Here is a 21,385-nt window from a genome sequence, read left to right on the forward strand (position 1 = left end):
GATTGAACGTTTGTTCTTGTTGGTTGTGGCCTGTTACTTCCATCCAATACAGGCCGTCGACTCGTACCGCTCAATCGAGCCGACTGAAAATACTGGCCCCGGATCGGCCTTAGTGCAACGTTCAACCCAATCTATCCGTGTGATGATTGTCACTATTTATTAACACGATCTGTAATGCGGTGTGATGCGAATCACACTTAGGCCCGATTGCCTCAATGCCGGGTCAGCAATAAGTCCACGTAGGCTTCCGCGATCAGGTTGTCCGGATCAACCCCCAGCTCCCGAGCTTTTTGTTCAACCGCATCAAGGTCATCCACCCCGGCTTTGAGTTCAACATTTCTCGCCATCGTTCAGTCACTCCCGATTCGAAAATAGATTCCTTAACATTGCGCCGGCTTCATCCGCATTCCGAGCCTGCTCAGCCCGCATCCCCATCCGTCGTGCCTGCACCACGTTGGCTTCGCTGTCATCAAGAAACAAAACCTGGTCCGGCGGCTCTCCCAATCGTTCGATAGCGGCCAGATAAGCACCCCGTTCCGGTTTCATCCAGCCGGTATCAAACGACAATACCGTGTGCTCGAATACCGGAGCCTCAGTCAACGCCGATTCCAGCTCACGCCAATGCACGGCACTGATATTGCTCAGTGCCGCTATCCGACAACGCTGGCTGGCCATTTCCAGCACATCGATGGCCTCACTGTGCAATTGATTCATCCAGGTCGGATAATCCTGCAGAAACGTACCCAGCGACACCGGTAAATCGAGATCGCGAATCACGCGTTCCGCAAAGACATTCAGGTTTATCCGGCCGGTTTCAAATTCCTTCACGGCAGAGCACTGTCGCCAAGCCGACCGGACTTCCTCTCGGGATTTTGAATACCCCGACAAACGCATCAATGCCTCGGGCCCATTCAGTTTGACCAGTACCCCACCGAGATCGAATAAAACAACGGATATATCCAACGCCAATTCCGCCTTTCCACGATGAATATGCACTGTACCCCACGATGAAACAAACCGAAAAAGCTTAATTTGGTACATGAGAAGCGGGGGTGAGGAGGCCGGGTAGAGGTATCCGGGGATGTCCACAGCAAGGATGCTGTGGTCAAGCCTACAAGGACGTATTCACGGCGACCCCGGATACCTCTACCCGGCCTCCTCGCCTCGAAAACCACCAGATAAACCAGCCCCTCTGGCTATTGAAACCCACTTTTCGCATACTTCGCCCCTTGGGACTCACTGTCTGCTGTTAAAAAGGAAGCCGTCATGCATGCTCGCCTCGCCCGACTCCTGTTGCTGACCCTGATGTTGGCCGCTCAACCGACCTTCGCCGCCAGCTTCGACTGTGCCCAGGCCGGTACCGACATCGAACACCGAATCTGCCAAAACGCGGAACTGTCCGACCTCGACAGCCAGCTCGGCAACCTCTACTCCGGCCTCAGCGACGCCCTCAACGACGACGGGCGCGACGCCCTGCGGCAGGATCAGCGCCGCTGGATCGGGCAACGCAACGACTGCGGCAGTACCGCCTGCCTGCGCGATCTCTACCGGCAGCGCATCGACGCCCTTAACGATCAATGGCGCCAGCAGCAATACGAAGGCCAGCCGATGAAAATCACCTCCGTCCAGGAGGAAAGCTGGGAGAACGGCGCGGCCCTGGTCGTGCGGGTCAGTGTCCCGGTCGAAGACCAGGCCAACTGGCGCCGTTTCCTGACCGTGACCCGGTCCGGCGAACGCCAACCGGCCGACCACTGGGTGCGCAGCGATGACGGCATGGCCGTGATCTACCCCTTCGTCGACCCGAGCACCGTCTACGACATCAAGATCGAACCCGGCCTGCCCGCGATCAACGGCAATGCCGTTGTCCAGCCGAGTGAGCACCGCATCGAAACCCGGCGCACCGAACCGTCGGCCAGCTTCGCTGGCGATGGCCATGTGTTGTCCTCGGCGCTGCGACGGGCGCTGCCGGTCACCACGCTGAACATCGACGAAGTCGAACTCGACCTGTACCGCATCGCACCCGACAAAATCGGTGTCTGGAGCCGCTACACCGGCAATCAGCGCCGCTACTATTCCCAGGTCAATGAATTCTCGAGCGAGAACGAACTGGTCCACACCGGCCGCTTTCCGATCGAACACCAGCGCAACCAGCGCACCACCACAAACCTCGATTTGAGCGACATCGCCGCGCTGGACGAGCCGGGTGCCTACGTGGCCGTTCTGACCGTGCCTGGACGCTACGACTACAACCTGGAAACCAATTTCTTCACGGTCAGCGACATCGGCGTCCAGGTGCGCCTGAACGCCGAACAGATGCGGGTGAACACCCATTCCATAGAAACCGGCGAGACTCTGACCGGTGTAACGCTGTCGCTGTTCGACGGCAACGAACTGGTCGGTCGCCAAGGCGTGAACCGCCAGGGCGAGGCGGTCTTCGAGGCGTTTTATCAGCAGGGCCAGACTCTGATCGCGGAGAAGGGCGATCAGTTGACCGTGTTGCGCTACGACCGGAACCCGCTGGATCTGTCGGCCTACGACAACGCCCTGACCCGCCATCAACCCACCCAGGTGTTCGCCTGGGGACCGCGCGACCTTTATCGCCCCGGTGAGACGGTCGATGTCTACGCGTTGTTGAAGGACTACGACGGTCGCGCGGTCGACCCGGTACCGCTGAACGTCGTGCTCTACGACGCGACCGGCAGCCGTGCCCATGTCGAGACGCTGAACGCGACCGACAGTGGTCGTTATGCCTTCGAATACGCCCTGAGCGACAGCGCCAAGACCGGTACCTGGCGGATGACCTACAGCATTCCGGCCAGCGGCGGCGAGATCCTGCGCGACTACGAATTCCAGGTCGAGGAGTTCCTGCCCGAACGCATGGAGTTGACCCTGTTCGACGGTGATCCGACCCGGCGTCATCGTGTCGCGACCCGGGACCAGGTGACCATTCCGGTGCAGGGCGATTACCTGTACGGCGCGCCGGCTTCCGGCAACAAGCTGGACGGCTTCGTCGTCGCGGAAGTCGACCGCCACCCGTTCGAGGCATGGGACAGTTACTTATTCGGCCTGGATGACGAGACCATCCCCAACCCGCGCCAGGCCATTCCGGAGACGACCCTGGGTGGAGACGGCTCCAGGGACGTGCGCTTTTCGGTGCAAAACTGGACCGAGGTCCAGTCCCCGCTGGCGCTGACTGCCAGCATCAGCCTCTATGAAAGCGGCGGCCGGCCGGTGACCCGCAGCACCACCGTCACCAACATCCTGACCGACACCCTGGTCGGCCTCGAACCGCAATTTCAGGATCGCCCCTCGAACCGCAGCCGGCCCGGTTTCAAGGCCATTCTGACCGATAAAGAGGGCAACTTGCTCGAAGGCGAGGGTTACCACGTTCGCTTGCTGCGCGAAGATCGCAACTACTATTGGACCTACAGCGAATCCGAGGGCTGGCGCTGGCACTACGACCCGCTGGACTACGAAGTGTTTTCCAAATCGCTGGCGTTCGATGGTCAGACGGCGACCGAATTCAGCCTGCCGGTGGAGTGGGGCAACTACCGCGTCGAAATCCGTGACAATGACAATACCCTGGTCAACCGCTTCCGGTTCCGCACCCGTTGGAGCGGCTGGGGCAACGTCAGCGGTGACTCGCTGAAACCGGACCAGGTGCTGATGACGTTCGAACAGGATCAATACCGACCCGGCGACGTAGCCCGGGTCACGCTGGTGCCGCCGGTGGACGGGAGTGCCCACGTCACCGTCGAGTCCAACGAGGGTGTGTTGTGGCAGACGCAAACCAAGGTCAGCGCCGATGGCACTGAACTGACCATCATGACCGGCAGTGACTGGGATCGGCACGATCTCTATGTCACCGCCACCGTGCTGACGCCGGGCGATATGGAGCACTCGGTCGCGCCCAAGCGCGCCTTCGGGTTCGCCCATCTGCCGATCCGGCGGGCCGATGCCGAACTGGATGTCTCGATCGGGGTGCCGGAACGCATCCGGCCGCGACAGCCGGTGACGGCCGAGTTGCGACTGAACGGCGCCGAGCGGCCGGACGGCCCGGTCTGGGTCAGTGTCGCGGCGGTCGATGTCGGCGTGCTCAACATCACCCGGTTCGAGACGCCGGACCCGGTCGACTATCTGTTCGGCGCGCGCCGCTACGACTACCAGTTTTACGACGTCTATGGCCGCATCATCGAAAACGCCGGCTACGATTATGCCGCCCAGCGCTTCGGCGGCGGCTTCCAGCAGTCCGAGGCGGAACTGACCCGGGGCGGCGACAAGCCGGACAACGAAGTACAGATCGTCTCGTTGCAATCGCAGGCGGTCCGGTTCGACGACGACGGCCGCGCGCAGGTCACGCTCGACGTGCCCGACTTCAACGGTCGCCTGCGCTGGATGGCTGTGGCCTGGAGCGACGACAGCTACGGTCACACCGAGGCCGATACCCAGGTCGCCGACCCGCTGGTGACCCAGCTGTCGCGGCCGCGTTTTCTGGCGCTGGGCGATGAGTCCCGACTGACGCTCGACCTGTCCAACCAATCCGGCCAGCCGCAAACCCTGAGCGTCGATTTTGGCGTCTCCGGCGCCCTGACCTCGAACGACTGGACCGAGACCCTGACACTCGCCGACGGTGCCCGCCGGACCCTGACCTTCCCGGTTCAGGCGACCGGCATCGGCACGGCCCCGATCGAGGCGCGGATACGCAACGAGGACGGCGACATCGACCTGACACGGTCGTGGTCGCTCGGCACCCGCTCCGCCTATCCGTCGGTCACGCGCAAGGAACAGGCGGTGCTGGGCGAGGGCGAAACCTGGACGCCGGGGCTCGCCATCGACGACCTGGTCGCCAGTACCGTCCAGGCACGGCTGGTGCTGTCCAAGCGTCCGCCGATCGACATCACCAGCCATTTCGACGCCCTGTTGCGTTACCCCTACGGCTGCACCGAGCAGTCCACCAGCAGCGGCTATCCCTGGGCGCTGGTGTCGCCCGAGTTGGCGGACCGCTTCGGGTTGCGGCAACTGATCGAGGACCGCTTCGACGAGCCCTATACCGATCGCTTCCGGCGCGAACAACTCGAGAAAGCCGTGGACCGGGTCCTGCGCCAACAGAACGGCTCGGGCGGCTTCGGTATCTGGAGCAGTGACGGCACTGAGATGAACTGGCTGACCGTCTATGTGGCCGATTTCCTGACCGCCGCCAGTGACGCCGGCGCCCCGGTTCCGAGCAACGCGATGAACCTGACACTGGACCGGCTCGACGCCTACCTGCGCGGCCGCACCACCGTCCGTTCCCGGTGGTCCACCGACGGCCGTTACTACGAATTCGCCACCCAGGCCTACGCGGCCTATGTGCTGGCGCGCTCGAATCGGGCGCCGCTGTCCTATCTGCGCCGGCTGTACGAGCAGTCCGAAACGCTGGACAGCCGCTCGGGTCTGCCCTGGGCGCAGCTCGGTTACGCCCTGGATCTCGCCGGCGACGAACGCCTGGCCGGGGACGCCTATGACAAGGCCCGGGCCACTGACTACACCGCCGGTTATTACGGCTATTACGGCAGCGACCTGCGCGACAGCGCCCTGGTCTACGCGCTGTTGAGCAAGGCCGGACAGGCCGACGACACCCAGCTTCTGAAGCTGTTCGAAGCCGTCCGCGAACGCCGCTGGCTCAGCACCCAGGAACGCAATGCCCTGTTCCAGGCGGCGGTGGCCGGTGCGGCCGATACCGGGGTCGATACCCGGGCCCTGCTGACCACGGCGAACTTCGAGCAACGCATCGACCAGTCCGAGGCGTTCAAGACAGTGATCGGTGCGGCCGACCTGAACTCGCTGGAATCGGTGCGGAGCCTCGACGGCACCCTGTACACCAGTCTGGAACTGGTCGGCGAGCAGAAGACGCCGCCCGAACCGATTGCCCACCAGGTCTCGATCCGCCGTGACTATTACGACCTGGATGGCCGTCCGCTGACGCTGGACAGGCTGAACAGCGGGGATCTGGTCATGGTCCGGCTGATCGCCGCCGCCGAACAGCGGGTACCGGACGGTCTGATCGTCGACCTGCTGCCGGCCGGCCTGGAACTGGAAAACCAGAACCTGGCCAACGCCAGCGTCGACCTGTCGAAGCTGACGCTCGACGGCGAGTCCGTGAGCGACTGGCGGCAGAATGACGAGATCCTGCACGTCGAGTATCGGGACGACCGATTCGTCGCCGCCGTCAGTCTGGACAGCTGGGGCGATACCCGCGTTTACTACCTCGCCCGCGCCGTCACCCCCGGCGACTACCAGGTGCCGCCGCCGTACCTTGAGGACATGTACCGTCCCTACTACCACGCCGTGGGCACGACCCCGTCGCGGTTGACCATCGACCCCTGAGGCAACAATGGCGGGAGTGTGGCGCCGCTGGCGAAACCTGAACCGGACCGGTCCCTGGCTGTCCGGTTCGGTGGCCCTGGTTGTGGTGGGCCTGGCGACGCTGGTCGTGGTGGACCGGTTGTTTCCGGTCGACCTCGACCCCCGCCCCGGTGCCCAGGTGGTGCTGGATGCACAGGGCGAACCCCTGCGTCGTTTCGCCGATGAACGCGGTGTCTGGCGCTACCCGACCGACGTCGACCGGGTCTCGCCGAATTACCTGGACGCCCTGCTGACCTACGAAGATCGCTGGTTTTACCACCATCCCGGCGTCAATCCGTTCTCCCTGGTGCGGGCCTTCGGCCAGTGGCTGCGCCATGGCGAGATCGTCTCCGGCGGTTCCACGCTGACCATGCAGGTCGCCCGGCTACGCTATCCCGGTGGCCGGGGGCTTGCCGGTAAGCTGGTGCAACTGGTGCGGGCACTGCAGATCGACTGGCACTACTCCAAGACCGAGATCCTCGACTACTACCTGAACCACGCCCCCTTCGGCGGCACCCTGGAAGGCGTGGAAACCGCCAGCCGGGGCTATTTCGGCCACTCGGCGGACTGGCTGACCGATGCCCAGGCGGCCCTGCTCGCCGGCCTGCCGCAGGCACCGAGTTTCTATCGACCGGACCGCCACCCGGAACGGGCGCGACAGCAACGGGACAAGGTGTTGGAGCGGCTGGAAACCTATGGTGTGCTGACGGCCGATGAGCGCGCCCGGGCCGAACAGGAAGCGGTTCTGGCCGACCCGCCCGACACCCCACAATTGGCACCGCTGCTGGCGCGGCGGTTAAGTGAACGCTCACCCGGGCTCGCGCGGCTCGATACCTTCATCGATCGGGACCTGCAATTGGCACTGGAACAACTGGCCCGGGACGCCCGCCAACAATTGCCGGCCGGCGCGTCCATCGCCATGCTGGCCATGGAGCACGGCACCGGCCGGGTCGTCGCCTACGTCGGTTCGGCGGACTTTCTCGATGCCGCAAGGTTCGGTCACGTCGACATGGTCCAAGCCGACCGCTCGCCCGGTTCGACGCTCAAGCCCTTCGTTTACGGCCTGGCGCTGGACCAGGGCCTGATCCACAGCGAAAGCCTGCTGATGGATGTGCCGTTGATGTTCGGCGACTACCGACCGCTGAACTTCCGACGTGGGTTCAGTGGCGCGGTCAGTGCCACCGTCGCGCTCCAGCAATCCCTGAACCTGCCGGCGGTCCAGGTGCTCGAACAGCTCGACCCGCGCACCTTCTACGCCCGGCTGCAAAGCGCCGGTGCCGGTCTTCGTCTGCCGGCCGGCGCCGGTCCCAGTCTGGCGCTGGCACTCGGCGGCGTCTCCACCGATCTGGAACATCTGGTCGCACTGTACAGCGCGCTCGGCAACGAAGGGGAAGTGCTGCTGCCGCGCCTGACGCCCACCGAACCGGTGATCCGCAAACCCCTGCTGACGCCGGCCAGCAGCTGGATCGTCCGCGACATGCTGTTGCAGGGCGACCGCCGTGAGCACAACGGCGAGCCACTGGCGATCAAGACCGGCACCAGTTCCGCCTACCGCGATACCTGGGCGCTGGCCGTCACCGACCATCACACTCTGGGAGTCTGGGTCGGCCAACCCGACAACGCGGCCATGACCGGTCACTTCGGTCGGCTGACCGCCGTGCCGCTGCTGCGCGCCATGGCCGGGCGGATGCCGCGAGGCCAACACCGTGCGCACGAACGCCCGGACAGTGTCACCGCCCGCGATATCTGCTGGCCCACCGGCCAGCCGGAAGCCGAGCTCTGCGACGAACGCCGCACGGCCTGGGTGATCGATAACCAGACCCCGGCTACGCTGATGAGCACCCTGGGTCAACCCCGACAAAACGCCCGGCCCTGGTTGCGCTATTCGGTCGCTCGCGACAGCGGCCTGCGCACCACCCTGGGGTGTCTGGACGCCACCGAGCCACGCCGGATTCCGCTCTGGCCCGACCCGCTGCAGGGGTGGATCCCTCGTGACTGGCGCACGTTCGAGCGCCTGCCCGACCTCGACCCGCGCTGTCAGCGCACCGAGGGCCTGCTCACGCCCACACCGGTGCGCATTCAGGGGCTGACCGACGGTTTCCACATCAAACAGCACGCCACCACCCAGGCGACGCCACGCCTGGAGGTCCGAGCGGTCGGCGGACAACCGGACTGGTACTGGTTTCTGGATGGAAAGCTACTCGATGAACGGAGCGCCACACTGACCCTCGCCATGCCCGAACCCGGTCACCATCAACTGAGCGTCACCGACCAAAGCGGCCAGGGCGACCGGGTCGAATTCGTCGTCGAACGGCCTTGATGGTTGTGGCATTGGTTGGGGATGTGGCTTGGCCATGGTGGCCGGGTAGGTTTTTTTGCCAGTCGTCCGTGCCGGGTGTGGGGGTAGGCCCCATCGGGGTCGCCGTGAATACATCCATGTAGGCTTGACCTCGGCATCCATGCCTCGCACACCCCCGCTGGGGCCTACCCCCACACCCGGCACTTGCTACCGAATCACTTCAAAAAAAGGACAAACCTGCACGAACAAAATTAAATATCGCCTGGGACAGTAGGTTGGATCGGTCCGACGGTTCGGTAGATCCGAAGGATCGTAATCCAACGTAAGGCGTTAACAAGGCAGGAAATGAACAATTGAAAGAGGTCAACTGTTGTTGGATTACGGCCCTGCGGACCTAATCCAACCTACCTGTGACGTGGAGCTTGCTACAGCATTTCCAGAGTGAGCGCTGGGCGTGGGGGGAGGCTTCATCGGGGATGTGCGAGGCATTGATGCCGAGGTCAAGCCCCCATGGATGGGTTAACGGCGACCCCGAGGAAGCCTCCCCCCACACCCGGCGCGGGCCATAGGCATTACAGTGGAAGTGGGCACCCCCACACCGGGGCACCTCACTCTCTCAGGGCACGAAACTAGACCAATGCGTTAGGTCTGGAGAGCACCCAGTACAATACTACGGTCCTGCTGTGACAGGCCGTTAATGTCGAACGGGGCTTCTTCGCGAATCTGCTGTTCCAGCTCGGCGGCGGCCTGAAACGCTTCTTCATCGTCGACGATCGGCGTATTGCCATCACTGAGACGGTTATCCCGATCGGAATTGAACGCCTCCTGAAGCTCACCGACCTGGTTGTCGATGAGTTCGGTCTGACGTTCCAGCGCGCTGACGGCGCTGTCCAGGTTGTCCAGCGTCTGGGACGGATCACGTACGAAGAAACCGTCGTCGGGCAGCGCACCCGCATCGAAATTGCCCGTACCGAACGGGTCCTCCAGCGCATTCTCACGGATGCGGCGCAACGCCGCGAAGGTATCTTCGGTCAGGCGGCCGCGCTCTTCCTCCAGCGTCTGGCGTTCGGTATCGGACAGGCCCTGATCCTCGCCGCCCGCGACCCGGTCGCGTTCGGTCTGCAAGCGGCCGATCAGTTCCCGGTTATCCTGGGCCTGAGCGCCCAGATTGGACGCCTCGTCAACCAGCGCCCGGTTGGCGGCTTCGCGCCGACCGAGGGCGGTGTTGACCTCGACATCCGGCTGCGCCGGTGTCTCGGCATTGGGCGGTACGGTACGGGTCTGGGGCGCATCGACGGGCCGTGGATCCTGCCGGTTGAACGGCAGGATGCTGTTGGCGGCTCCCGTTACATCAATGGGCATGACGATCACCTCTCTGTGAGCGCTCGCGAATAGGGTTTGTACATTGATGTTATGCCGGCCTGTTTATTTTTCAACCAAATGTTCATTCAACCAGCGCTCGATCTCGTCGAAGGATGTGGTGCCTCCGTCCAGCCAGCGTTGCAGCAGGGTGCCCAGCAACAGGCACAGTACCGGCGTGGCGTTGGCCTCGCCCACGGCCGCGGCGACCCGTTCACGGTAGCGCCGGTTGGCCAGTCGCATGGTCGGGTCCTCGGCCACCTCGGTCGGCGATTTGCCGCGCAGATAGTCCAGCAGCAGGGACAGTTCCCCGACCATTCCCGGTTCCAGTGACTCGAATGTCCGCATCAGGTCCGCCAGGGCGCCGTCCTCGGTCCCGGAAGGCTCGAAGCGGGTGACTTCATCGGTACAGGCCGCGAACAGGGCCTCCTTGCTGGGGAAGTAGTGGTACAGGGCGCTTTTGGACAGACCCAGTTCCTCGGCGATGCGGCGCATGCCCAGGCCCCGGTATCCGTGTTCGCTGAACAGCGCGACAGCCTTTTGCGCCAGTTCCCGGCGGTACTGATCGTGATCGACTATTTTCGGCATGGTATCACCCTATTTAGACCAGCCGGACTATAAAACCTTGACCCGGAGCCGGCAAGGTTTCACTATTATCGACCAATTGGACTATAAAAAGGAGGCGAGCCATGTCGAGGGTATTGGTGGCCGGTGCCACAGGCTATCTCGGGCGCCATCTGGTGGCGGAGCTGAAGGCACGTGGCCATTGGGTTCGGGTTCTGGCGCGGCCGGGGTCCCGATTGGGAGCGCTTGAGGACCAGGCCGACGATGTGTTTCGGGGGCAGGCGACCGACGTCGATACGCTGACCGGGTTGATGGACGGCATCGACATCGTTTATTCCAGTCTCGGCATCACCCGCCCGCGGGACGGCCTGACCTACCGGCAGGTCGACTACCAGGCCAATCTGAACCTGCTGCGCCTGGCCGTGGCGGCGTCTGTCCGGCGTTTCTGCTATGTCTCCGTCTTCAACGGCCGGGCGTTGCGCCACCAGGCACTGGTCGGCGCCAAGGAAGCGTTCGTGGATGCGCTGGAAGCCTCGCCGCTGGCGGCCACGATCATCCGGCCGAACGGCTATTTCAGCGACCTGATGGTCTTCCTCGACATGGCCCGACGGGGCCGGGTCTGGCTGGTGGGGCGGGGCGATGTCCGCATCAACCCGATCTCCGGCGTCGATCTGGCCCGGGTCTGCTGCGATGCCTGCGAAAACGGGGAGAAGGAAGTCGATTGCGGCGGCCCCGAGGTCCTGACCCAGCGGGAAATCGGCGAGCTCGCCTTCAAAGCATTGGGCAAAACCCCCCGATTTGGCCGTATCCCGCTCGGACTGCTGCGCGCCCTGGTGCGACTGCTGCGCTGGTTCACCCCGGTCACTGTCTACGGACCGGTCGAATTCTTCGTCGGCGCGGCGGGCCAGACCATGGTGTCGCCCCGGTTCGGCCGGAATCGATTGGCCGACGCCTTTCAAGAGGCCGTCGAACCGAACAAGAATACAGAGGTAACCCAATGACACCCACCTGAAACGCCCGACGGCACTGGCATTGATCAGCACCCTGGTAATTCTCGAACCCTTCTGGCTCACCCCGACCCCTTTGCTGCCCTGGTTTCTGCCGCTGCTTTTTCTGAAACTGCTATACAGTCACTTGACCGGACTGACAGTGAGAGTTCTTTTCTACTTAGGGATTGTGAGAGTCTCATAGGGCTAGCTCTGGCTGCCGGGTCTACCTATTCGGGGATGTCGGCCGCCAGGACGGCGGCCGTCAAGCCCCCATGGATGGGTTCACGGCGACCCCGAATAGGTAGACCCGGCAGCCAGTGCGGGTTCAGGCACACTCAACTCTGGTTTGGAACTGGCTTTACACGTCCTCCCCTTTAATTTCCCCGGTTTGCCGTCACTAAACCATCAACTGAACGGTCGGAATCATCGCGGTTGGACCGTTCCTATCATGAGGGGAGGCCCTGTATGTCGATCATACGAGATGATTACACGGCAGCGTTGGCGGGTATTCATGCTCACGGATGGGAACTGCTGGAACGCTACCGGGACCTGGTCGAGCAGGAAGTCGTGTCGACACCGACCGAAGCCCTGTTGAACCAGGTGGTCGAAAAGCGCCGGGACATGCTGGAACGGGTTGAAGCCATGGAGCGTGCCCGGGGCGATCTGCCCAAGGCTGGCAACGAAGAGCGCGCACTGGTGCACGCCATCACCGACTGGGTCAAATCCAGAGTGCAGAGCGAAGGGTCACTGATTCTGCGGCTGATCGAAGCCGAAGAGCAGTGGCGCACCGAAGTCACCGAAGCGACCGAACTCGACTGGAGCGAAGACGAACAGGACGTGCTCTGCCAACTGATCATCCACAGCGAGCGGTTCGTCGACGAACTGCGCTTCCTGCAATCGGCTGTTTGAACGAATCTTCTCGGGCCCGGCGCCAGCCAGGCCCGAAATAACGCTTCCGCCTCCCCGACCGGCTAAAACCCGAATCAGGAACGAACGTCCCCCTGGCGCAACGTCGACCTATCGGTATCCCGCAGCGCCAACGACAGCAGGGCCGCCAGCGCCAGAAACAGACTGGATACGACCAGACAGACGACCAGCCCGTACACCTGAAACAACCAACCGGACAGGACCGTGCCGATCAGCCGCCCCATGGCGTTGGCCATGTAATAGAAGCCGACGTCGAGCGAGACACCATCGGCCTGGGCATGGCGGACGATCAAATAACTGTGCAGCGATGAGTTGACCGCGAACAGGGCACCGAACACCAGCAAGCCGCCAATCAGGATCGCCTGCTCGGCGAGCCCCGGTGTCGGATACCGGCTCAACCCGAAGGCGATGCCGAGCGGCACCAACGCCAGCACGGCCACCCAGGCAACCGTCGTGCCCCGACCCGGCACCCGACCGCTGCGCTTGCCGGTAAAGCGAGGCGCGATGGACTGTACGATGCCGTAGCCGATCACCCAACTGGCGAGAAAAGCGCCGACTTCCAGATGACTCCAGCCGAACGACTGGCTCAGAAACACCGGCAATGCGACGACGAACCAGACATCCCGGGACCCGAACAGGAACAGCCGTGCGGCCGAGAGCACATTGATGGTCCGGCTTTTGGAAAACATCTGCCGGAACTTCGGCTTGTTTTTGGCGCGCCCCAGGTCCTGGGTCAGGAAGATCAGACTGCCGATAAAGACCAGGACCAACCCGAACGCCATGGCGCCGACCGCGCCCCGGAAACCCAGCCAGGCCAGCAAGGCCCCGCCCATGAAAAAGCCGACGCCCTTCAGGGCGTTTTTGGAACCGGTCAGCACCGCCACCCAGTGGTACAGCGTGCTCTGGGCGTCATCCGGTACCAGCAGCTTGATCGAGCTCTTGGCGCTCATCTTGTTCAGGTCCTTGGCGATGCCGGACAGGGCCTGGGCCGCCATGACCCAGGGCACCGTCAGCCAGGCCGCCGGCACAAGCAGCATGCCGAGCGCGCCGATCTGCAACGCCAGACCCATATTCATCGTCCGGTTCAGGCCCAGATGCGCACCGAGCCAGCCACCGACCAGGTTGGTCACCACACCGAAAAACTCGTAAAAGAGAAACAGCATGGCGATGTCCAACGGGCTGTAGCCAAGGGTGTGAAAATGCAGCACCACCAGCATGCGCAGGGCGCCGTCGGTCAGCGTGAAGGCCCAATAATTGCCGGTGACCAGCAGGTACTGGCGGACCTCGCGGGGCAGGGCGCGCAATCGGTTCATTGGTCGGCGAGCCCTACCTTGCGGGCCAGCTCAACGGTGCGGTTGGCGTAGCCCCATTCGTTGTCGTACCAGGCATAGAGTTTCACCTGAGTGTCGTTGACGACCAGGGTGGAGAGGGCATCGATGATGCTTGAGCGCGGGTCGGTCTTGTAATCGATCGAGACCAGCGGGCGTTCCTCATAGCCGAGAATGCCGGCGAGTTCGCCTTCGGCGGCCGTCTTCAGCATCCGGTTGACGTCCTCGGCCGTGGTCGGGCGTTCGACTTCGAACACGCAATCGGTCAACGACGCATTGGCCAGCGGGACCCGTACAGCGTGGCCGTTCAATCGTCCCTTCAACTCCGGAAAGATCTCGGTGATGGCCGTGGCCGAACCGGTCGTGGTCGGGATCAGGCTGGTGCCGCAGGCGCGCGCCCGGCGCAGGTCCTTGTGCGGTGCGTCGAGAATGGTCTGGGTGTTGGTCAGGTCGTGAATGGTGGTCATCGAGCCATGACGGATGCCCAGTTGCTCGTGAATCACCTTGACCACCGGTGCCAGACAGTTGGTGGTGCAGGATGCGGCGGTGACGATGCGATGCTCGGCCGGGTCGAACAGGGCGTCGTTGACGCCCATGACCACGTTCAACACGCCCGCATCCTTGACCGGCGCGGTGACCACGACGCGCTTCACGCCCTGATCGAGATAGCCCTGCAACAGCTCCGTTTTGCGCATCTTGCCGGACGCCTCGATGACGACATCGCAGCCGGACCAGTCGGTGTCGGCGATGGCCGTATTCCGGGTCACGGTCACGCAGTGGTCGCCGATGCGAATGGCGCCTTCGTCCGCCTCGACGGACTGCGACCAGGTGCCATGCACAGAATCGAAGGTCAGCAGGTGCGCCAGGGTCTCGGCATCGCCGGCAGGGTCATTGATGTGGACGAACTCGACGTCCGGCCAGCTCCAGGCGGCGCGCAATGCGAGACGGCCGATGCGGCCAAAGCCGTTGATGCCGATTTTCAGGGTCATGTCTTGGGCTCCCAATGAATACGGTGAATGATGGGTAGATTATGTCAGTCGTGTTGCGCGGCCATGACAGTCTCGGCCCGGGCATCGAGCGCCGGTTGCCATCGATTGGCCAGTTTCACCAGCGACAGCATGACCGGTACCTCGACCAGCACACCGACCACGGTGGCCAGGGCCGCACCGGAATGCAGTCCGAACAGGGAAATGGCCACGGCGACGGCCAGTTCGAAAAAGTTGGAGGTGCCGATCAGGCAGGCCGGGGCCGCGATACGATGCGGCAGGCGAAGCCACCAGGCTGCGAGATAAGCCAACAGAAAGATGCCGTAGCTTTGAATCAGCAGCGGGACCGCGATCAGACCGATGATCAGCGGTTGTTGCAGCAAGGTGGACGATTGCAGCGCGAACAACAGGACCACGGTCGCCAACAGGCCGAGCACCGAGACCGGTTTTGCCTTCGCCAGGAACCGGTTCACCCCGCCTTCGCCGCGGCGGCGCATCAGATACCGGCGGGTCAGGATGCCGGCGATCAAGGGCAGGACCACATACAGCAGAACCGACAGGGTCAGGGTTTGCCAGGGTATCTGGATGTCGCTCACACCAAGCAGGAAGGCGGCGATCGGTGCGAAGGCGAACACCATGATGATGTCGTTGATCGAGACCTGCACCAAAGTGTAGTTCGCATCGCCGCGTGTGAGCTGGCTCCAGACAAACACCATGGCGGTGCAGGGCGCGACACCGAGCAGGATCATGCCGGCGATGTACTCGGTGGCGTCCAGAGCCGGTACCCAGGGCGCGAATACCACCCGGAAAAACAGCCAGCCCAATGCCGCCATGGTGAAGGGCTTGATTAGCCAATTCACGGTCAGCGTCAGCAACAACCCTTTCGGCTGCTGCCCGACCTGGCGCAGCGCGGTGAAATCGATCTGCACCATCATCGGGTAGATCATCAGCCAGATGAATACGGCGATGACCAGGTTGACCCGGGCGACTTCCATCGCGGCTACCCACTCGAAAACCTGGGGCAACCCCTGGCCCAGCGTGATGCCCAATAAGATGGCAAGGGCCACCCAGAGGGACAGAAAACGTTCGAAAGTTCCCATGGTACGTGTCCTTTATCGGAGTTCAGCAGCAGCGGGCGACCCGTTCCGGGCGGTCGCCCATGGCGTTCAGTCGTTCGGAGTCGGTACGAATCCAATCCTCGTTGGCGGTGCGGGTATCGACCAAAACCGTCTTGCACCACTCCGGCAGGTCCGGGGCAAGGCGGTAAAACACCCACTGCCCGTCGCGTTCCCCGACCAGCAGGCCGCATTCCCGCAATTGAGCCAAATGACGCGATACCTTGGGTTGGCTTTCTTCCAGTGCCGCCATCAGTTCACAGACGCAGAGTTCACCGTGCGCTTCCAGCAGCAACAGGCTGCGCAGACGGGTGTCGTCGGCCAGGCATTTATAGAATTGAAGCGGGGTCATGGTGGTTCCTTTATATATGGAAAACCGTATATATGGTTAATCGTATGTTATGGCTGGACCACAAGCAACCGTTTGGGGATCATGGGACGCATCGCTTGAGCGCAAGTTTCTGAAGAAGGTCTATCATGACGGACGAACTCGATATCGCGCACTTCGAGCAGGTGCTGAACCAGCAACTGGACGAGTGGCTGCAACTGGAAGAGACGCGGGCCGACTCCACCGGCGTGGTGAAACTGGACCAGACCAGCACCGGCCGGCTGTCCCGGATGGACGCAATGCAACAACAGGCCCTGGCCAAGGATCGCGCGGCCCGGGCGAAGCTTGAGATCACACGATTGAAGGCTGCACTGGAGCGGTGCCGGGACGGCCATTACGGCTACTGCGTGGACTGCGATGAAGTCATCAATCCCCGCCGGCTGGAGCTCAACCCGACAGCCCTGCGGTGCATCCGGTGCGAGTCCGAAGCCGGTAACTGAGAAACCGGTCTTTTATCTTTTCCCTCGATTTGCTGTAAGCTCTCGCCGTCACTCTGAGGGAAAATGGAATGCGACAAAAACTGGAAAACCGCTCCTTTCTATTGCTGCTGTTGTTGGTGTCCATCGCGTTTGGATTGCTGCTGAAACCCTTTTGGGGCGCCATCTTCTGGGCGGCGGCCGTGGCGGTGATTTTCTACCCCCTGCAGAACTTCTTTCTGCGCAAATTCGGCAACCGGCGCAATCTGGCCGCTCTGACCACCCTGCTGTGCTGCGTGTTGATTGTGGTGATGCCGGTGATTCTGATCGTGCAGCAGGTGGTGAGTGAGGCGATTGGCCTCTACCAGGCCATACAACAGGGTGAAATCACGCCCGGAGCCTATCTCGACCAGATTCGTGCCGCCTTCCCGGTCATTCCGGAATTCCTCGATCGCATCGGCGTCGACACCGACAATATGCGCGAACGGCTGTCGAATTTCGCCGTCACCGCCAGTCGTTTCCTGGCCCAGGAAACCCTGACGGTGGGCCAGAATACCGTCGGATTTGTGCTGAGCCTCTGCCTGATGCTGTATCTGTCGTTCTTTCTGCTGCGCGACGGCCACTCTCTGGTGGAATTGATGGTCAAGGCCTTACCGCTGGGTGATGAGCGCGAGCACCGCCTGTTCGACAAGTTCGCGGAAGTGACCCGGGCGACGGTCAAGGGCAATATCCTGGTCGCGATTGTCCAGGGTGCGCTGGGCGGCATCATTTTCTGGATACTGGGGTTGCCGGCGGCGCTGCTGTGGGGCGTACTGATGGCCGTTTTGTCGCTGATTCCGGCCGTGGGCGCGGCCCTGGTCTGGGGGCCGGCGGCGATCTATCTGTTCGCCGTCGGCAGTTGGATTCCGGGCACCGTCCTGCTGTTGTTCGGTGTGCTGGTCATCGGTCTGGCGGACAACATCCTGCGACCGATCCTGGTCGGCCGCGACACCAAACTGCCGGACTACCTCGTCCTGTTCTCGACACTCGGCGGCATCGCCCTGATGGGCATCAATGGCTTCGTGCTGGGCCCGCTGGTCGCCGCCCTGTTCCTGACCTTCTGGGACATCTTCATGATCGAGTTTAACGACGAACAATCGTCACCATACTGACTGACAAGGATCGGCTGAGTGCTCGACGGCAGGGAGAGCCGGTTCGCCTTTTCGCCACCATCGATACGAGAGGAGGCTACCATGGAGGCATTCATTTCACGCGACGACCTTAAGCGCAAACTCGACCGCGGTGACGACTTCGTGCTGATCGATACGCTGCCCCCGGAAGCCTATCGCAAGTCCCACCTTCCCGGCGCCATCCACATCATGTCCGACGACATTGTCGAGCAGGCTCCGAAACGCCTGCCGGACAAAGACGCCGACATTGTCGTCTATTGCGGTAATGGGCCGTGCAAGCGCTCGCAACGCTCGGCCGATCGTCTGCGCCGGCTGGGCTACCGCAAGGTTCGGGACTATCACGAGGGCAAGGCCGACTGGCGTGAGGCCGGCTTGCCGCTGGAAGGCGACGGAGAGCTTTGAGTTTCGGAGTTCGATTTGGCTGGGAGGCGGTGGCTATCGGTTTCGTGGCTGGGTTCGCCCCGGAGGCGGGAGCAGCCCTCCCTGGGGCCGCGCGGGATGCCGCCCACTCGACCCGTCCATGGGGGCTTGACGGCAGCACCGAAGCGTCGGACCGCCCTGCTGCCCACATCCCCTGGGAGGGCTACCCCCGCCTCAGGGGCTTGTTGTCGTGCCAACCTACCGGCTGTTCTCAGGCAGCCTCCCAGCTCGATTCAGACTCCGTAACCTGAATTAGGAGACGCAGTTGACCCGAGAGCAATTGGAAGAACATCAGATTTGGATCTATGGCGTGGCCTTGATGCTCGGGGCGGTATTCGGACTGTGGTCGGCGGGATTGGGCGCACGTCTCGAGTGGTTGATTTCACCGGTACTCGCCATTCTGCTCTACAGCATGTTCACCCAGATTCCGTTTCTGCAGCTGCGCGCGGCTTTCGCGAATCGACGCTTCACTGCCGCCCTGCTGACCGTCAATTTCCTCATCGTCCCTTTGGTTGTCTGGTTGCTGTCACGCCTGTTGCCCCAGCAACCGCCACTCCTGCTCGGTGTCTATCTGGTACTGCTGACGCCTTGCATCGACTACGTCATCGTCTTTACGCATCTGGGGCGGGGCGACGCCCGGCTCGTACTGGCCTCAACGCCGCTGCTGCTGTTCGTCCAGATGCTGCTGTTGCCCCTGTATCTGTGGCTCTTCATGGGTGGGGAGGCGACACAGGTGATGAGCGCGGGGCCGTTTCTGAACGCCTTTCTCACGCTCATCGTCGTACCTCTGGGCCTGGCCCTGGCCACGGAGTTCTGGGCTCGGCGTCAACGTACGGGAGCGGTCTGGCTGGAAAACACCGCCTGGCTACCCGTGCCCTTCATGGCGCTCACGCTGTTTCTGGTCGTGATCTCCCAGATCGGGCGAATCGAGGCGTTCTTTCCGGTCGTGATCCGGGCCGTACCGATTTATGTGGCTTTCCTGGTGGTCATGCCTGTCCTCTCCCGGCTGACCGCTCGGGCGTACCGACTGGATACACGGGCGGGACGAGGGCTGGTCTTCAGCGCCGGGACGCGCAATTCACTGGTGGTACTTCCGCTGGCCCTGGCGTTGCCCGACGCCTGGGCCGTGGTGCCGGCGGTCGTCGTGACTCAAACCCTGGTCGAGCTGGTCGGCGAGTTGTTTTACATCCGTCTGGTGCCGTCCGTCCTTTATCGGGAGCCTGAAGACGCAGGCTGAGCGGCCTGTCGGCGTTTTCCCCATAACAGCAAACCGATGCCGCCCAGCAACATCAGGGTGGCGACCCCGAGTCGCGCGGTCAGGCTTTCCCCCACCAGCACAACCCCGCCCAGTGCCGCGATCAGCGGCACGCTGAGCTGGTAGACACTCGCCTGAATGCCGGTCAGGTGGGGCAGGGCGCTGTACCAGAGGATGTAGCCCAACGCCGAGGCCAGGGCGCCGCTGGAAATGGCCAGCCAGAACCCGGTCGGGGTGATCAGGATGTCGTCGATGAAAGGCAGAAACAGAAGCAAAACCAGGGGCGCGGTGCGCACGAAATTGCCGGTGGTGTCGAGCATGGGCGTGCGCGAGCCACGGCCGTTCAGGGTGTACAGGCCCCAGGCGATCCCGCTGGCCATCATCAGCACGAAGCCGGTCACCGAGGGCGTCGTCAGGCCAGGCAAAATCAGGTAAACAAAGCCGGCCAGCGCCACGCCGAAACCGATCCATTCCAGTGTTCCCATACGTTCCCCCCGAAACAGACTCAGCAGCACCATGGTCAATTGCACGGTGCCGAACAGAATCAGGGCGCCGGTGGCGGTATCGAGCTGGACGTAGGCGAAGGAAAAGGTGGCGGCATAAACGAACAGGTAGAGCGCGCCCTTGATCGAGCCGGACTTGAGCCAGGTACGGGCATTGAAGCGCCGTTCCTTCAATGACATCAGCACCAGCAGCATCAGGCCGCCCGCAATCAGGCGGGTGGCGGTGAAGGACGCCGCATCGATGCTCAGATCACCCAGAGCCAGGCGGCAGAGCACGGAATTGGCGGCGAAGGCGATCAGCGCCAGGACGGTGTAGCCGGCCAGGCGCCAGCGGGGGATGGTGGGCATAGAACAAACGTCGGTCGGTGTTTGTTGGCACTATAGCGATGTTTGCCGGTGCGGACTATGGGGTAGTGATCGCGGTTGTAGGGCAGAAGTGGTCCGACATCTCGGGCCCGAAGGGCGTTATCTGCCGCTGGAAAGATACCATGCCGATGGCCAGTCCATTGCCACCTTATTAACGGCAGATAACGCTGTCGCTCTTCTGCCCTACTTAATGACGGAGGCCAGGTACTGGCTGCCGCCGAGGTAGCCTATGGCATGCTCGATATCCAGCGCCCGACGATAGACATAACTCGACGGTTCACCGGCCGACATCCGCTTGGGGTTGGGCAGTACAGCGGCCAGCAAGGCCGCCTCGCGCTCGGTCAAACGATCCGGCGTCTTGCCGAAATGGTAGTCGCTGGCCTCAAAGATGCCATACACCCCCGGTCCGAATTCGACCACGTTCAGGTAGACCTCCAGAATCCGTTCCTTGCTCCAGGTCAGCTCGATCCAGAGCGTCAGCCAGGCTTCGATGCCCTTGCGAAAGAGGCTGCGACCGGGCCAGAGGTAGAGGTTCTTGGCCAGTTGTTGGGTCAGGGTGCTGGCTCCCCGGGTGCGGTCGCGGTTTTCGGCCAATGCCTGGGCGATGGCTTCGAAGTCGAAACCGAAATGGTTGGGGAACTTCTGATCCTCGGAGGCGACCACGGCCATCGGTACAACGCCCGCCATCCGCTCCAACGGTACCCAGCGCGCGCGCAGCGGCTCGTCCCCGGCTTGTCCATCCTGCAGGATAAAGGCGGTGGTCGGCGGGTTGATCCATTGCAGTGGTGCGGTGAGCAGCAGGCTAACCAGAAAAACGGCCGCGAGCGCATAGAGCAGCCAGATCGGGCGAAAACGCAGTCGGAACGGCAACATGGTCGGGGATCGGGTGATGAAGATTCAATCGGGAGGATAAAGCA

General features: G+C 62.7%; 18 protein-coding genes. 8 read left to right on the forward strand and 10 right to left on the reverse strand.

Features of this window, described 5'->3' with window-relative positions:
* Positions 1-212 precede the first annotated feature (212 nt).
* Entirely contained in the window at positions 213-347 is a 135-nt protein-coding gene (locus tag IE111_RS24670; protein WP_268245046.1) for a hypothetical protein, read from the reverse strand.
* Positions 348-354: 7 nt separating this feature from the next.
* A complete protein-coding gene (locus IE111_RS19365) occupies positions 355-1,089 on the reverse strand; it encodes an HAD family hydrolase (protein ID WP_189611898.1) in 735 nt (244 codons plus the stop codon).
* 177 nt (positions 1,090-1,266) lie between these two features.
* Here IE111_RS19365 and IE111_RS19370 point away from each other — a divergent pair, with 177 nt between their 5' ends.
* Positions 1,267-6,366, forward strand: a complete 5,100-nt coding sequence (locus IE111_RS19370; protein WP_189611900.1) for an alpha-2-macroglobulin family protein — start codon at positions 1,267-1,269, stop codon at positions 6,364-6,366.
* Positions 6,367-6,373: 7 nt separating this feature from the next.
* Positions 6,374-8,704 carry a penicillin-binding protein 1C gene (pbpC, locus tag IE111_RS19375; RefSeq protein ID WP_189611902.1) on the forward strand — a complete coding sequence of 777 codons (2,331 nt, stop codon included), beginning with the start codon at positions 6,374-6,376 and terminating at the stop codon, positions 8,702-8,704.
* 621 nt (positions 8,705-9,325) lie between these two features.
* Here pbpC and IE111_RS19380 read toward each other — a convergent pair.
* Together IE111_RS19380 and IE111_RS19385 are read right to left on the reverse strand one after the other, a co-directional pair.
* Positions 9,326-10,045: a hypothetical protein gene (locus IE111_RS19380; RefSeq protein WP_189611904.1), complete on the reverse strand. Its 720-nt coding sequence runs from the start codon at positions 10,043-10,045 to the stop codon at positions 9,326-9,328.
* Between the two features lie 63 nt (positions 10,046-10,108).
* On the reverse strand, positions 10,109-10,630 hold the full coding sequence (locus IE111_RS19385) for a TetR/AcrR family transcriptional regulator (RefSeq protein WP_189611906.1): 522 nt from the start codon (positions 10,628-10,630) through the stop codon (positions 10,109-10,111).
* A gap of 101 nt (positions 10,631-10,731) precedes the next feature.
* On the opposite strand from IE111_RS19385, the gene IE111_RS19390 reads away from it, so the two are divergent.
* Together IE111_RS19390 and IE111_RS19395 are read left to right on the forward strand one after the other, a co-directional pair.
* Entirely contained in the window at positions 10,732-11,607 is an 876-nt protein-coding gene (locus tag IE111_RS19390) for an SDR family oxidoreductase (RefSeq protein WP_189611908.1), read from the forward strand.
* A gap of 453 nt (positions 11,608-12,060) precedes the next feature.
* Positions 12,061-12,504 carry a hypothetical protein gene (locus tag IE111_RS19395; RefSeq protein ID WP_189611910.1) on the forward strand — a complete coding sequence of 148 codons (444 nt, stop codon included), beginning with the start codon at positions 12,061-12,063 and terminating at the stop codon, positions 12,502-12,504.
* Positions 12,505-12,578: 74 nt separating this feature from the next.
* On the opposite strand, the gene arsJ is transcribed toward IE111_RS19395, so the two are convergent.
* From arsJ to IE111_RS19415, 4 genes are read right to left on the reverse strand one after another with little or no spacing between them, the layout of a single operon-like run.
* A complete protein-coding gene (gene arsJ / locus IE111_RS19400) occupies positions 12,579-13,835 on the reverse strand; it encodes an organoarsenical effux MFS transporter ArsJ (protein WP_189611912.1) in 1,257 nt (418 codons plus the stop codon).
* On the reverse strand, positions 13,832-14,839 hold the full coding sequence (locus tag IE111_RS19405; protein ID WP_189611913.1) for an ArsJ-associated glyceraldehyde-3-phosphate dehydrogenase: 1,008 nt from the start codon (positions 14,837-14,839) through the stop codon (positions 13,832-13,834). Before IE111_RS19405 ends, arsJ begins: the two co-directional genes overlap by 4 nt.
* Positions 14,840-14,883: 44 nt before the next feature.
* Entirely contained in the window at positions 14,884-15,936 is a 1,053-nt protein-coding gene (arsB, locus tag IE111_RS19410) for an ACR3 family arsenite efflux transporter (RefSeq protein ID WP_189611915.1), read from the reverse strand.
* Between the two features lie 22 nt (positions 15,937-15,958).
* Positions 15,959-16,303, reverse strand: coding sequence for a metalloregulator ArsR/SmtB family transcription factor (locus IE111_RS19415; RefSeq protein WP_189611917.1), 345 nt, complete (start codon positions 16,301-16,303; stop codon positions 15,959-15,961).
* 125 nt (positions 16,304-16,428) lie between these two features.
* Here IE111_RS19415 and IE111_RS19420 point away from each other — a divergent pair, with 125 nt between their 5' ends.
* From IE111_RS19420 to IE111_RS19435, 4 genes are all read left to right on the forward strand, one after another.
* Positions 16,429-16,779: a TraR/DksA family transcriptional regulator gene (locus IE111_RS19420; protein ID WP_189611919.1), complete on the forward strand. Its 351-nt coding sequence runs from the start codon at positions 16,429-16,431 to the stop codon at positions 16,777-16,779.
* A 68-nt stretch (positions 16,780-16,847) separates the two neighbouring features.
* A complete protein-coding gene (locus IE111_RS19425) occupies positions 16,848-17,906 on the forward strand; it encodes an AI-2E family transporter (RefSeq protein WP_189611921.1) in 1,059 nt (352 codons plus the stop codon).
* Positions 17,907-17,987: 81 nt separating this feature from the next.
* On the forward strand, positions 17,988-18,326 hold the full coding sequence (locus IE111_RS19430; RefSeq protein WP_189611922.1) for a rhodanese-like domain-containing protein: 339 nt from the start codon (positions 17,988-17,990) through the stop codon (positions 18,324-18,326).
* A gap of 283 nt (positions 18,327-18,609) precedes the next feature.
* On the forward strand, positions 18,610-19,581 hold the full coding sequence (locus IE111_RS19435) for an arsenic resistance protein (RefSeq protein WP_229805447.1): 972 nt from the start codon (positions 18,610-18,612) through the stop codon (positions 19,579-19,581).
* Here IE111_RS19435 and IE111_RS19440 read toward each other — a convergent pair.
* Both IE111_RS19440 and mtgA read right to left on the reverse strand, forming a co-directional pair.
* Positions 19,554-20,450 carry a DMT family transporter gene (locus IE111_RS19440; RefSeq protein WP_189611924.1) on the reverse strand — a complete coding sequence of 299 codons (897 nt, stop codon included), beginning with the start codon at positions 20,448-20,450 and terminating at the stop codon, positions 19,554-19,556. The two genes, IE111_RS19435 and IE111_RS19440, sit on opposite strands and share 28 nt — an antisense overlap.
* A gap of 201 nt (positions 20,451-20,651) precedes the next feature.
* Entirely contained in the window at positions 20,652-21,341 is a 690-nt protein-coding gene (gene mtgA, locus IE111_RS19445) for a monofunctional biosynthetic peptidoglycan transglycosylase (protein WP_189611926.1), read from the reverse strand.
* Between the last annotated feature and the right edge of the window lie 44 nt (positions 21,342-21,385).

It is taken from the genome of Saccharospirillum salsuginis, from assembly GCF_014651855.1.
In the GTDB taxonomy this organism is placed as follows: domain Bacteria; phylum Pseudomonadota; class Gammaproteobacteria; order Pseudomonadales; family Natronospirillaceae; genus Saccharospirillum; species Saccharospirillum salsuginis.